General features: G+C 42.8%; 14 protein-coding genes and 1 riboswitch. All 14 genes read right to left on the minus strand.

The genetic code is table 11. The features are described from left to right. Positions 1–279 precede the first annotated feature (279 nt). Positions 280–726 carry a sigma factor-like helix-turn-helix DNA-binding protein gene (locus FAY33_RS10105; protein ID WP_143321109.1) on the minus strand — a complete coding sequence of 149 codons (447 nt, stop codon included), beginning with the start codon at positions 724–726 and terminating at the stop codon, positions 280–282. A 424-nt stretch (positions 727–1,150) separates the two neighbouring features. Continuing rightward, positions 1,151–1,240: riboswitch (cyclic di-GMP riboswitch) on the minus strand. 121 nt (positions 1,241–1,361) lie between these two features. Continuing rightward, positions 1,362–1,604: a FeoC-like transcriptional regulator gene (locus FAY33_RS10110; RefSeq protein ID WP_185967575.1), complete on the minus strand. Its 243-nt coding sequence runs from the start codon at positions 1,602–1,604 to the stop codon at positions 1,362–1,364. An 11-nt stretch (positions 1,605–1,615) separates the two neighbouring features. After that, positions 1,616–3,625, minus strand: a complete 2,010-nt coding sequence (gene feoB, locus FAY33_RS10115; RefSeq protein ID WP_243126693.1) for a ferrous iron transport protein B — start codon at positions 3,623–3,625, stop codon at positions 1,616–1,618. Between the two features lie 38 nt (positions 3,626–3,663). Continuing rightward, positions 3,664–4,005 (minus strand): ferrous iron transport protein A, encoded by a 342-nt coding sequence (locus FAY33_RS10120; protein ID WP_347562677.1) that lies wholly within the window; start codon positions 4,003–4,005, stop codon positions 3,664–3,666. Between the two features lie 27 nt (positions 4,006–4,032). After that, the gene (locus FAY33_RS10125; RefSeq protein ID WP_143321111.1) at positions 4,033–4,458 is read right to left on the minus strand and encodes a metal-dependent transcriptional regulator; all 426 of its coding nucleotides are present in this window, start codon (positions 4,456–4,458) and stop codon (positions 4,033–4,035) included. Between the two features lie 174 nt (positions 4,459–4,632). Then, positions 4,633–5,082 (minus strand): Fe-S cluster assembly sulfur transfer protein SufU, encoded by a 450-nt coding sequence (gene sufU, locus FAY33_RS10130; RefSeq protein ID WP_143321112.1) that lies wholly within the window; start codon positions 5,080–5,082, stop codon positions 4,633–4,635. Next, complete coding sequence (locus tag FAY33_RS10135) at positions 5,069–6,298, minus strand: cysteine desulfurase (protein WP_143321113.1); 1,230 nt, start codon at positions 6,296–6,298, stop codon at positions 5,069–5,071. Before FAY33_RS10135 ends, sufU begins: the two co-directional genes overlap by 14 nt. Further along, positions 6,291–7,388 (minus strand): Fe-S cluster assembly protein SufD, encoded by a 1,098-nt coding sequence (gene sufD, locus FAY33_RS10140; RefSeq protein ID WP_143321114.1) that lies wholly within the window; start codon positions 7,386–7,388, stop codon positions 6,291–6,293. The genes FAY33_RS10135 and sufD overlap by 8 nt, the downstream gene beginning before the upstream one ends. Before the next feature lie 14 nt (positions 7,389–7,402). After that, the gene (sufB, locus tag FAY33_RS10145; RefSeq protein WP_143321115.1) at positions 7,403–8,809 is read right to left on the minus strand and encodes a Fe-S cluster assembly protein SufB; all 1,407 of its coding nucleotides are present in this window, start codon (positions 8,807–8,809) and stop codon (positions 7,403–7,405) included. A gap of 10 nt (positions 8,810–8,819) precedes the next feature. Next, a complete protein-coding gene (gene sufC, locus FAY33_RS10150; protein ID WP_143321116.1) occupies positions 8,820–9,572 on the minus strand; it encodes a Fe-S cluster assembly ATPase SufC in 753 nt (250 codons plus the stop codon). 166 nt (positions 9,573–9,738) lie between these two features. Then, a complete protein-coding gene (locus FAY33_RS10155; RefSeq protein ID WP_143321117.1) occupies positions 9,739–10,152 on the minus strand; it encodes a metal-dependent transcriptional regulator in 414 nt (137 codons plus the stop codon). A gap of 61 nt (positions 10,153–10,213) precedes the next feature. Then, a complete protein-coding gene (locus FAY33_RS10160; protein WP_143321118.1) occupies positions 10,214–10,456 on the minus strand; it encodes a hypothetical protein in 243 nt (80 codons plus the stop codon). 65 nt (positions 10,457–10,521) lie between these two features. Next, positions 10,522–10,995, minus strand: a complete 474-nt coding sequence (locus FAY33_RS10165) for a MarR family winged helix-turn-helix transcriptional regulator (RefSeq protein ID WP_143321119.1) — start codon at positions 10,993–10,995, stop codon at positions 10,522–10,524. A gap of 268 nt (positions 10,996–11,263) precedes the next feature. Further along, the gene (locus FAY33_RS10170; RefSeq protein ID WP_143321120.1) at positions 11,264–12,577 is read right to left on the minus strand and encodes an MFS transporter; all 1,314 of its coding nucleotides are present in this window, start codon (positions 12,575–12,577) and stop codon (positions 11,264–11,266) included. Between the last annotated feature and the right edge of the window lie 209 nt (positions 12,578–12,786).

The following is a 12,786-nucleotide window of genomic DNA, read 5'->3' on the forward strand; positions in this document are numbered from 1 at the left end:
TGCGATACAGCTCACCATAAGCTGTTTTATGACCGGGCGTTCTCGCTCGTCACCTTCGATGCCATCGGTTCGACGGACAGATAAGGTGATATATATACCACCATATCCAATCCGCAGGCAGTTTTGGCGCGCCCATCAAGGTCGCTGCCGCTTTTCACACGGCTGGACAGATCATGTATTGATGCTGCCGGATATGAAATTTTCAAGGAGCAAAAGGAAGAATAGAAAAACCCCCTCACTTACTTCCACGTTGAGCGAGGGGGTTGGACCAAATTATTTTTACTTCTCTATAAGTTTTTTCAGGTGAGCCAGTATTCGTCTTTTACGGTTGTGAATTGTCATACGTGGAATACCTGTTTCAGCTGCCAGTTGATACTCACTTTTGCCCACAAAAAACAATTCTGATATCAGCTCTTGTTCTTGTGGCGTAAGCAATTTCAAGCTAGAAAGCATTTTTTCAATCAATAAAGCATTTACAGCTGCATCCTCTACACTTTCTTGATCTGCCACAAACTGTCGATTTTCTCCCATTAACCGTTCATAGGAATCCTCCCTGCTAGGTATGTAGGTGACCGTTCTATTTAAGCTGTCAATCTGGCACCGTTCCACCTTTAGGTCATATTGCTGATATTCCATTTTGCGGTCGCTTTTTTCCAAGACTTCAATGACTCCATCGCTTGCTTCTGGGTATCTCTTCCGATAATTGATTTTAATTCGTTTTGCCATAGGGCTTGTCCTCCATTTCGTGATGTTTAAGATCAGAAAATGAAGAACAAGCGGGGGAGATCGACAACGAGGATTTGACATATTTATATATAAAGCAACTCCGAAATCTCCTTTTCTTGAAAGATTGCGTCGTTGCAATAGTTTTTTTGTCGAAAAGAAAAAGTCAGCAGTTCGCACAAGGCAAACTACTGACTTTTTTAGAATATGCTTATGAAATTGTGTATGTAAAAAGTGGTTTAGACGGATTGCACCGTCTTTAACTCCACCTCTGCATGGGATGGAATAAGATAATGCGCATAGGAGTACCTCTTTCGTTTCGGTGTGGAGCGAAAGCCAATATCCCGATGTCCAAACGATCCGCCCAAAGTCTTAAAAAAGTGCAAGGGCCTGCCCTCTGTTGGAGAGGGCAGACCCTTGTACGGCTTTTGGCAGCCAGGCTATCATAACGTCCGAAAACGCCTTAGACCCTATGGCTTTGCGTCCCTGCCTTTTGGCTGGTTTGCCCAAATTTACTATTCAGCAAATTGTTATCTTACTCTGAATTATTTGGTGGTTCATTACCAATTATCATAGATCCCATTTTTTTAAACTATTAGATTTATTTAATATAATCTTGAGACTCTTCATATGAAACTTTATTTGACTCTCTCCCACATCACATAAGGAGTAAAATCCAAACCGCAGCCATTTTGATCAGAACAGCCGGTACACCCAGTGCAGGTTGGAACTTCTGCCGTGACCTGCTTTAGAATTCCAATCTGTACCAAATACTCTATTTGAGCTTTTACAGCAGGAATATCTGTATCTAATTGCTTGGCCAGTTCTTCCAGTGAACAACGCTGCCCACCTTCCAGTAAATTAAGTAATTTTGTAAGCATGTTGCCACCTCCTAGAAAATTAATAAACCAATATGGTAAACAACAAAAGACATTATCAGTGCAGCTGCAATATAGTAGCCGGTAATACGTAAAACCCATTTTAAAGAATGTGTCTCTTCGTAGGTTGCGGCTAGTGCAGAAATGCAGGGTATATTAAATGTAAACGCATAAATAAAAGCTAATGCTTCTGCCTTTGAAACGCCATTAAGCAATGCATCACTCAAATTTACTGTACTGCCAACGCTAAACAATGTATTCATCACGCCGAGTGCAGCTTCCTTGCCCATGCCGGAGACTACAAAAGCCATAAACATACGCCACTTTAATCCGAATATTGAAGTAACCGGTTCAATAAAAGTTCCGATTTTATAAATGATGCTATGGGTGATATCACCGTCGTTTGTATAAGAAAGCATCCAGAAAACAACTGATACCAAGACGATAAGCTTAAAGGCACGAACGAATACATCTTTAAGGCGATTAAGTAAAAAACGGAATAGGTTTTTCCACTTTGGTTTATGGTAAGGCGGAAGTTCCATAATCAGTCCTGTCTTATCCGATTCTTTCACAAGCGAATTTTTAAATATCTTAGCGGTGATTATCATATGAAGTAAAGCAGCCGCAAACAATGAGATAATAACAAGTGGCGCACCTGCACCAAAGAAGGTGGCACTTACCAACGCCACCACCGCCCATGTGCCTGAGCAGGGTACTGCCCATGCAAGCGCTATGGTCAAAACTCTTTGTCCCCATGTATCAATAACCCTTGTCCCGGCAGCTCCGCCTATGGTGCATCCAAAGCTGACGAGAAATGGCATAACCGCTTTGCCCTGGAGTCCAAGCTTGGACATGGTATTGTCAAATACATAGGAAATTCTCGCCATATATCCAATTTCCTCCAAAAAACCAAACACAAAGCTTATTCCTAAAACAAACCCAACCATAGAAATAACAAAACCAATGGCACTAATAATTGCATCACAAAGAAAAGAAACTAATATATGTGGTACCCCAACAGAAGCAAGTGCTTCTGCTACAATAGTGCCCAAAATACCCATGCCCGTCTTGCCAAGAAGCATTAGTGGAAGAGCAGGAATGAAGGAAACAATCAGCGCTAGTATAATGATAGTAATAGCCAGTGGTTTTCCCCATGTTCGACTGGTAGCGACCCTGTCAAATCGGCTCATCTTTGGTTTGTCTGCACGAGTAGATATTACGGCACCTTTAAGGATACTATCAATCCATCTAAACTTGCAGTTACCAGTTAACAAACTACCGTCCTTTACGCTTGACAACAACTTGTTTACTTCAACCAATTCTGATTCTTTAAGGAATTCGCTCACGGTCGCATGTACCATCGAATCACCTTCGATGAGCTTCGCCGCAAGCCAGGCAGGCGAATAGGCACCGATGCCCTCTGAGGGCATCAGATCGCAAAGTCTTTGATATGGTGCATCCGGCATTTCCTTATAAAAATCCATAAGTGCATCAGCCCTAAGCGTGCAAGGATTATTTAGCGTTTTTTTCACTGCATCATAGAAAGCGGAATATCCCTTGAGATCAGAAGCAGTAAAAGGTACCACATGAATTCCTAGCTTTTTAGAAATGATAGCGGAGTCAATTTTCTTTCCTTGTTCTCCAGCGACATCCATCATGTTGACTAACAAAATAATGGGTACTGTAATACCCGCATAATCTGCAAGTAAAAAAAGACTTCTCTCCAACTGCGAAGCGTCTGCCAAGACACAAACCAGATCGGGTTTTCCCTCTGCTATATAATCCCGTGTAACAACTTCCTCCTGAGAATTTGCTGACAAACTATATGTACCTGGCAAATCAACAACGGTATATTTTTTTCCGTCCTGTATGAAGTACCCTTCTTTTTGTTCTACCGTTTTACCCGGCCAATTACCCACATGTTGGTGCGAACCAGTAAGTCCATTAAACAATGTGGATTTTCCTGCATTCGGCTGTCCCAGCAATGCAATTAAAGGTTCTGAATGCAGACCAGTCTTATTCACTTGAGGGGACTTTATCGTTATATTTGTCTGAACTCCCACTATTCTGTCACCTCCAAGACAATTCGTTCTCCTTCATTGCGGTTAATTGCAATGATTGTATCTCTACCGAAAACCAAGATCGGTTGCTTTCTATTGTTTTGGATTACCTCCAACTCACTGCCAATTGTTAATCCAATCGAAATGATTCTGTTCAAAAATCGGGTTTCTCCAGAAATTGTGTGAATCTTTCCCCTTTGACCACGTTTACTATCGCTTAAATTTTTCAAATGCATATTGTTCATTTCTCCTCTGGAATTATTACAGCTCATAATAGAAAAAGGCTGCGCGTATTCAACACGCGGTCTTTTTCTATCAATAAATATCATTAAAAAATAATACATATATATTTAGAACTTCCGTTTTACGTTCTAAAATGTCGGACTGCTTATCGGGCAGTTCTCTTTCTGGCAGCATCGACAATGGACGTTTACGAAATTCAAGATTTCTATCATAGCCTGGGAAGTCTCTACGCTCACGACATGCTCTAAATCGCAAGCCTCAGCATCTGCACTTTTTTCATCTATTTTAAAAATGGTACTTAAAAACTTTTTAATTATTGTAAACTTATTTACTATTAATTCAGCCTCTGATTTTCCTTTAGTGGTAAGGACAACTCTACGTTCACCATCACGTTCCACTAGCTTTTTTTCCTGCAAAAGGCTTACTGCAACGCAAGTACTTGATTTCGCCACATTCAGTTTGTCAGCAATGTCTACTATCCTGACTCCATTGCCGCAATCCAGTTCGAAGATGGCTTTTAAATAATCCTCGTTGGACACAGTAAGCTTAATCATGCATTTTCCCTCCTACTTTGTTTTATCTGTTTGTTATGAATTGGGCATTCTTTTCCATGTCCAACAATTTCGGCTGTCTCTGTAATTCGTGCATCAAGTTCCGCGCTTCTCCATAAATCTACAGCGACACTTGCGCCGATAAGCTATTAGAATTTCTACAATAATATCTAAGAGTCAATACAATTTATCATTTGTATTCTGCTTCTCAATTGCTTTCTGAATGGTATGCCATGCCAGAACTGCGCATTTTACCCGCGCCGGCATATTAGAAATGTTCTTGAGCGCAGTTGCTTCTTCCAGTGCTTCCAAGGACGCGTCATCCGTGTTTTCACGTTTTATCATGCTTAAGAAAAGCGCAATCATCGACTGTGCCTCATCCAAAGATTTTCCCCGCAGCAAATCCGCCATGATTGAGGCGGATGCCTGTGAAATCGCACAGCCGGAGCCGGTAAAGGCAATATCCTCAATGGTCGTTTCGGAAAACTTCACTGCAATGGCCAGCTCATCTCCGCAGCTTGGATTAACGCCTTCCATCACGAAATCCGGCTTCTCCATTTCTCTTTTATTTCTTGCAGACCTACTGTGCTCTGCAATCACTTCCGTATAAATTTCACTCAGATCCAAGACCCAGCCACCTCCTGACATGCTTCAGGCTCTCCGCCAATTGATCAATATCCTCCTCCGTATTATAAAAGCACAAGCTGACGCGTGCCGTAGCCGTCAATCCTAAATAGCTCATCAGCGGGTGAGCACAGTGATGACCGGAACGAATGCAAATACCATCGGCTTCCAGAATAGAGGCTACATCATGGGGGTGAATGTCCTTCACATTAAATGAAATGACCCCTGTCCGCTCTTCTGGATTTGAACTGCCCACAAGAGTAAGATATGGATTCTCACCGAGTCTTTGCAGCGCGTACTGAATCAAAGGCTTTTCAATTCTTTGAATCTCGCCAAACCCAATGGTCTGGATATACTGAATGGCTGCGGACAGCCCCACGGCCGCCTCCACATTTTGAGTTCCCGCCTCAAACTTTTGGGGCAGGGGAGCAAAGGTGGCTGACTGTTCGCCCACAGCTTCGATCATATCGCCCCCAAACAGGAACGGCGGCATCTGCTCTAAATATTTTTCTTTTCCATATAACACGCCGATTCCCATAGGTCCATACATCTTGTGGCCCGAAAATACGGCAAAATCCAAATCCAGCTTCGCAACATCAAGCTTTCTATGGGCAATACTCTGCGTCAAATCCGCAATGACGATGGCTCCGACCTCATGTGCCTTCTTTACAATGCTTTCCATGGGACTCATGACCCCCAACACATTGGAGGCATGAGTAACCGATACAATTTTTGCTTTTTGAGAGATTTTGGTTTCAATCTCCTGCTCCGGAATCATGCCGTTTTCGTCAAGATACAAATAGACCAGCTTTGCTTTCTTAGCTGTCGCCACTTGCTGCCAAGGTACCAGATTGCTGTGATGCTCAGCTATGGAAATTACAATTTCATCGCCTTCCTGAAGGGTGTTCATTCCATAGCTGTAAGCAAGAAGATTTAAGGACTCTGTGGCACTTTTGGTGAACACCACCTCTCTCGTACTGCCTGCTCCAATAAATGCCCGGACGGTTTCCCGCGCCGATTCGTAAAGCTCGGTCGCCCGGACGCTGAGCGCATAAGCGCCCCGATGGGGATTGGCGTTATCTCTGCTGTAATACGCAGTCAAAGCATCTATGACCGCCCTTGGCTTCTGCGTCGTAGCGGCATTATCCAAATAAACCAGCCGCTTTCCGTTGACAGTTTGTTTTAAAACAGGGAAATCTTGTATATAGGGATTAAACATGACTCAACCTTCCCCTCACGTAAGAGAAGATGTTCTCCCTCAGTTTCTCATCCTCAATCTTCTCAAGGACCGGTGAAAAAGAAGCTTCAACAATGACCTTTTTTGCCTCCGTCTCATCAAAGCCACGGGTCATCAGATAAAAGAGCCTGTCCTCGTCAATCGTACCGGTGCTGACTGCATGGGCACCCTCCACATCTTCCTCTCCGCACAAAAGAAGGGGAGTTGAGACGTTTATGATATCAGGGCTTAGCAATACGGTGACTTCCTTCTCACTTCCTTTTGAGCCTGATGCACCGCTGATAAAGTCAATGGTGCCTCGAAACACCTTCTCGCACCGGTCAGCCATGACACCACTGGAATAAATATTGCTAACGGTATTTTTTTGAAAATGGGTAACGATATAGTTGATGTCTAGCCTGCGCTCCTTATCTCCCAGATAAACAGAGTCAATCCGTCCCTCTGCGGCTTCCCCAATCAAATCAAGACTGCAATTGGTAATGGATTCCTGCGCGCCTAGCTCCGCCAGTAGTACCTGCACTTTTGCGTTTTCCTCTATAGAAGCCGCCACGTGATCCACATGGCTGCTGCCTTCCGAGAGCATCTGTACCTTGACAAGTGTTATCTCCGCACCGGCTTCTGCCCGAATACGGGTCATTCCACTATGAGAAACGGTGTCAGCTGCCTCAGAGGTGTACTGGATTATGACAGTGGCTTTACTTCCTTTTTCAGCCAGTATCAGAATGTCGTCCGTCAAGACAGGGGATATTCCGTCAAGAACATAGGAAAGGAGAATCGGCTTGTCCATTTCTCTTCCTTCCGGTATCCGAATCACATATCCGCTGTTACGCTTTTCCAACATATACGCCTGCAACTCTTTTTTTGCTTTAATGACAGGCAACTGCTCAAATGGGAAGGCTCCCAGCTTTTCATAAGATGACACTTCCGCTTCAACTGGCAGCACGCCCTGCACTGGGTTCTTTTGATATGGTAAAACTGCAGGGAAGCCCTGCTTTAAATCTGTATCATTGACATGAAGCCAACTCCATGTCAAAACAGGAATTTCATTTAAATTCTTAAACGCTTGGTTCATTTCTGGCACCTCCTTTAGCCGATACTGCCTTCCAACTCAATCGAAATCAGGTTATTCATTTCAACCGCATACTCCAAGGGAAGTTCCTTGGTAATGGGCTCCACAAACCCCCGTACGATCAAAGCCTTGGCTTCTAATTCATCCATTCCTCTTGTCATCAGATAATAGACCGCATCCTCGCTAATCCGTCCGATTTTTGCTTCATGTCCGATATCCGCCTCATCATTGCGGATGTCCATGACCGGCAGCGTATCCGCGCGGGAGAGGGAATCCATCATCAAGGATTCGCAGCTTACCGCGGATTTTACATGGTGTGCCTGAGGCAGGACATTGACCGAACTGCGGTATACGGCAATTCCTCCATCCTTGGAAATAGACCGCGAGCTGAGAGTTGACGAGGTGTGGGGAGCGGCATGTACGACTTTGGAACCAGTATCCAGATTTTGTCCCTTTGCTGCAAAGCTTACGCCGGTAAAGTCGGTTTTCGCGCCTTCTCCATTTAAAATGCTGGTAGGGTAAAGCATCGTAATATGGGAGCCAAAGGTGCCGGAAACCCATTCCACGCTGCCGTCCTTCTCAACCAGCGCGCACTTCGTATTTAAGTTCATCATATTTTTGGACCAGTTCTCAATAGTGGAATATCGCAGGGTCGCGCCCTCCTTGACATACAACTCCACCGCACCGGCATGCAGATTGATGGTATTATACTTGGGTGCGGAGCAGCCTTCGATGAAGTGCAGCTTAGCGCCCTTCTCCACAATAATCAGGGTATGCTCAAACTGTCCGGCGCCGGGGGCATTAAAGCGGAAATAGGATTGCAGGGGAATCTTAACATCCACGCCTTCCGGTACATAGACAAACGAGCCGCCGGACCATACGGCTCCGTGCAGAGCCAAAAATTTATGTGAGGTTGCCGGAAGGAGCTTCATAAAATACTCCCGTACCAAAGACTCATGTTCTCTTACTGCGGTTTCCATGTCAAGGTAGACAACTCCTTGTTTTGTCAGCTCCTCTTTAATACTGTGGTAGACAACCTCGGAATCATACTGTGCGCCCACACCGGCAAGAGATTTCCGTTCAGCTTCCGGAATCCCCAGCAGCTCAAAAGTTTCCTTGATCTCGCTTGGAACATCCTCCCAGCTTCCCTTTGCAGAAGCCTTCGGCCGCACATAAGTAACGATCTCATCCATATTCAGCTCATGAAGGGATGGTCCCCACTTCGGCATAGCCATGGCATGATAGGTTTCCAGTGAAGCCAGCCGAAGCTCCAGCATCCATGAGGGCTCGTTCTTAAAGGACGAGATTTCCCTGACAATTTCCTTGGTCAGTCCTCTGGTAATGTGATAGCTGTCCTTATCTGGGTTTTTAATATCATAAAGATCACGCTTGATATCTTCTACAATTGTTTTTTTCTTCTCCATCGTTTGCACCTCACTTTCCGATTGAGTTTTCCATTGAGACAAAACCAGTTGTCGAGATTTGCTCAATCAGATCCGCATTTCCGGTTTTGACAATCTTTCCGTCTACTAGAACATGGACGTAATCCGCGCGGAGCTGATCCAAGATCCGGGTATTATGGGTGATGATTAATATTGCGTTTTGATCATTCTTAAACTGATTGATGCCTGAAGATACAGTTTTAACGGCATCGACATCCAATCCAGAGTCTGTTTCATCCAGAATCGCCAGCTTAGGATCAAGCATCAGCATTTGGAATATTTCGCTCTTCTTTCTTTCCCCGCCGGAGAAACCGACGTTCACATGACGCTTAGCATAGCTTTCATCCATTTGAAGCTCTTGCATTTTCGCAAGCACTTCTTTGTGAAAGGGGAATGCTTTTACTTCTTTACCAGTCAGTGCCGCTCTTGCTGATTTCAAAAAATTCTCCATGGTGATACCTGGAATTTCCTCCGGAGCCTGGAAGGAAAGAAATAGCCCCTTTTTCGCTCGTTCGTTGGTTTTTGCTTCCGTAATATCTTCATCCTCAAAATAAAGGTGTCCGTCTGTCACGCTGTAGCCCGGATGTCCCATAATAATATTTGCCAAAGTGGATTTTCCCGCGCCGTTGGGACCCATCAAAACGTGAATTTCCCCTTCCTTTATTTCTAAATGCAGCCCTTTGAGGATTTCTTTTTCCTCAACAGATGCATGTAAGTTCTCAATCTTCAATAGTGTTTTCTGCATCTTTATACCTCTTCTTTCTATATTTGAGCGGCATAATCCACTGCTAAGAGCTTGAAGCTGCTGTGTTCACAGTCCCTCGGAAGTGCCATACATGCCGCTTGTTGTTCATGAGTTCTGTTTTCAAGTAAGCACAGACTAACCTTTGCTCAAAAAAGTCCTTTATACTTCAAGGGTCATCTCCATGTTCTAAATTCAAATATTTTTTTAGAGCTGATATAGACTCGTCACTGATAATATGCTCCATCTTACAAGCATCTGCACTTGCTGTCGGTTCACTAACATTACAACACGAGTTTAAAAAGTGTCTTATAATCCGAAACTTAGCTGTAATGATTTCTCCTTTTTTGCGCCCCTCCGCAGTAAGCTGAATTTCACCGCCCAAAGGCTTGATGAGCATTCCTTCTTCCTGCAACCTAGTCACAGCGTTATGAACACTAGGCCTTGAAACTCCTAAATATTCAGCAATGTCAATTGAACGCACTAATTGAGTCATTTCAGATAGCTTATATATAGCCTTTAAATATTCCTCCCTTGAAGGACTTATTTTTTTCTCCGAATAACGATATCTATTTTGTTGCACAGCAAACCACCCCTTTTAACCTTTGGCAAGATGCGTATGGTTGCCATACGCTTTGGCGCAATTATTTGGTTTCTTTGCTTTTTAAGCAATTCTCATTTATGTTATTCTCCGATTGTTTGACCAGCAAATCTGTTTGTGGGAACACCGGATAACCATATGGATAAAATGGAACCCAGTAGTATCGGGAAAAAGAACTAAAAAACATTTGAAACATACTTTGGTCAGCTTTCAGCTTTTGTTGATACTTCCGTTCTCCAGCCTCACTATTATCATACATATGCTGTTCTAACTTTTTCTTTTTCATGTTAGTACCTCCTAACTCTGTTGTGTTAAAAATGCGTATGGCTACCATACACTTATGCAAAATTTTTATTTAACTATATTTTCATCAAATTTTTCTATCCTGCTTATCATGGATGAAAAGAAGCTTAACATAAACTCCAGTTCCTCTTCAGACGCATTCTGTAGTTCATCTTCCACCATACCGTTTAAAATATCATGGTAGTGCATATGATTTTTATGAGCTTTTTCCCCTTTTTCTGTTAGACTCAGTGAGTATCTAGATAAATTAAACTCATCAACTTCCTTTTTAACTAGAGCCTTTCTCTCCAGCTTTTTGAGAATTTCGGAAGCAGCCCCTTTTGTTACTCCTAGAATATCCGCCAGGCCGCCTACATGAATATATGGGTGCTCGGCTAATGCTTCTATTACATGTATTTCGGAGTTGAAAATTGGCACATCTGTACCGTAATAACGTGTCTTTTTATCCAACTCCATTAAAGCAAACGCCAAATCTAAAGATTCATATGCAATTTTATGTTTGTTGTTTTTAATCTTTTCCATATCATTAGTATATGGTTGCCATACGCTTTTGTCAAGTCACTATTAGATATAATTTCTCATATGGAAATCAAATACTACATAACAGGCAAAAAATCATCATAAAAGCTGTTCGTAAACAATAAGATCAAGTGCCAAAACTCAAGCGCTATAAGAATAAATTTTAATTCTGACATTTATATGGCTAAATTACAAGAAAAATAAATCTTCCTGTAAAGCAAAGAACAACAGCGGTCTTTTGAGTAAGGCCATAAACACAGCTCTACCTCTTTCATAAAGTATGCTTTCGAGATTTACCAGAGGAAGTGACCAACAGATCACGCGATGCTCCAAGCCCTACAAATAAGCATATGCCCGAAACTGCTATCAGGATAATGAGCGGCAATGTCCAGTTGTTTGTTATATCATGCAGAAGTCCAAAAATCATCGGTCCAAAAGAAGCTAGAAGGTAGCCAACCGATTGTGCCATTCCGGACAGCCTAGCCGCCTGGTCCGCATTTTGGGTTCTGAAATTAAAAAATATCAGAGACATGCTAAAAGTGAGCGCTGTACCGCTGCCCAACAAGATCATCCATATTAGTTCAAGTCTCGTTTCTCCGAAGAAAACCCCAAGAAGTCCAGACAAAACGCACAGAGACGCAATGATAGTCATAGGACGCTGATTTGATTTACGCCCAGCTAGGACAGAGCCTATAAATCCAAAAGGGATCGACGTAAGCTGGCAAAGAGAGAGCATCAATCCTGCTTCACCCGATTTCATTCCTTGGCTCATTAAAATATTGGGCAACCATGCGTACATGCAGTAAAGAACCATTGACTGCAATCCCATATATATTGTCACTTGCCAAGCCAAAGGGGATCTCCACAAATGGACCTCATTAATAGCTGATTCATTTATGTTTTTTATCCCATATCCCTCTGCACTTATTTTTTTTACACTATTATCACTATTGACCACTTCTTCACGAACATTTTTTTGTTTTTTATGTATTACTTGGGGTGTCCAGAGGATAAGAGTAAAAAGGCTAAGAGCCGACCAAATACTTAACGCTCCTTCCCAGCCTAATCCCGCTTTCACTGCAACAGGAATACTAACACCTGATGCAATTGCTCCAAAAAGGCTCATAGAAGCATTATAAACGCCCGTCATTAAACCAACTCGTTTGGAAAAATCACGTTTGATAAGGCTGGGTACCAGTACATTGCCAACAGAGATTGATAGTCCAAGTATAGCTGTTCCAAAAAATAGCCCGATTTCTCCAAACACTGAACGTAACCCTATTCCAAGTGTCAGAAAAGCAAGTGACCAAAACAGCACCAAGCCAGTGCCGTATTTTCGTGCCAGCCTTGGCACAAAGGGTGAAAAACCTGCAAAAGCAAATAGAGGGAATGTTGTTATCATTCCGGCTAGTGTATTAGAAATATGCAAGCTATTACGAATTTGATCAACTACTGGGCCGACCGCCGTCAAAGGGGAGCGCAAATTCGCCGCAATAAATATAATTCCGATCACCAGCATAAAAGGCATAGATTTTGATGAGTGTAATGAAATGTTTTTTTCCTGACATTTGTTTGATTTCTGCATAAATTTCTCCTTGTTCTATCTCTATGTATATAGCTTAATGCCCCACCCTCTTGTGCCCCAGTAAGATTCCTTTCATACAAATTAATACCCAATAAATATCTCCAAAGCATTTTATATGCCATTATATGATTGCAATTTTATTCTTATTGCGCTAATAGTATATGGCTGCCATACACTTTTGTCAAGTCGGTAATTACCAAACATGGTTA

It is taken from the genome of Clostridium sp. HBUAS56010 (assembly GCF_007115105.1).
In the GTDB taxonomy this organism is placed as follows: Bacteria; Bacillota; Clostridia; order Lachnospirales; family Lachnospiraceae; genus Lacrimispora.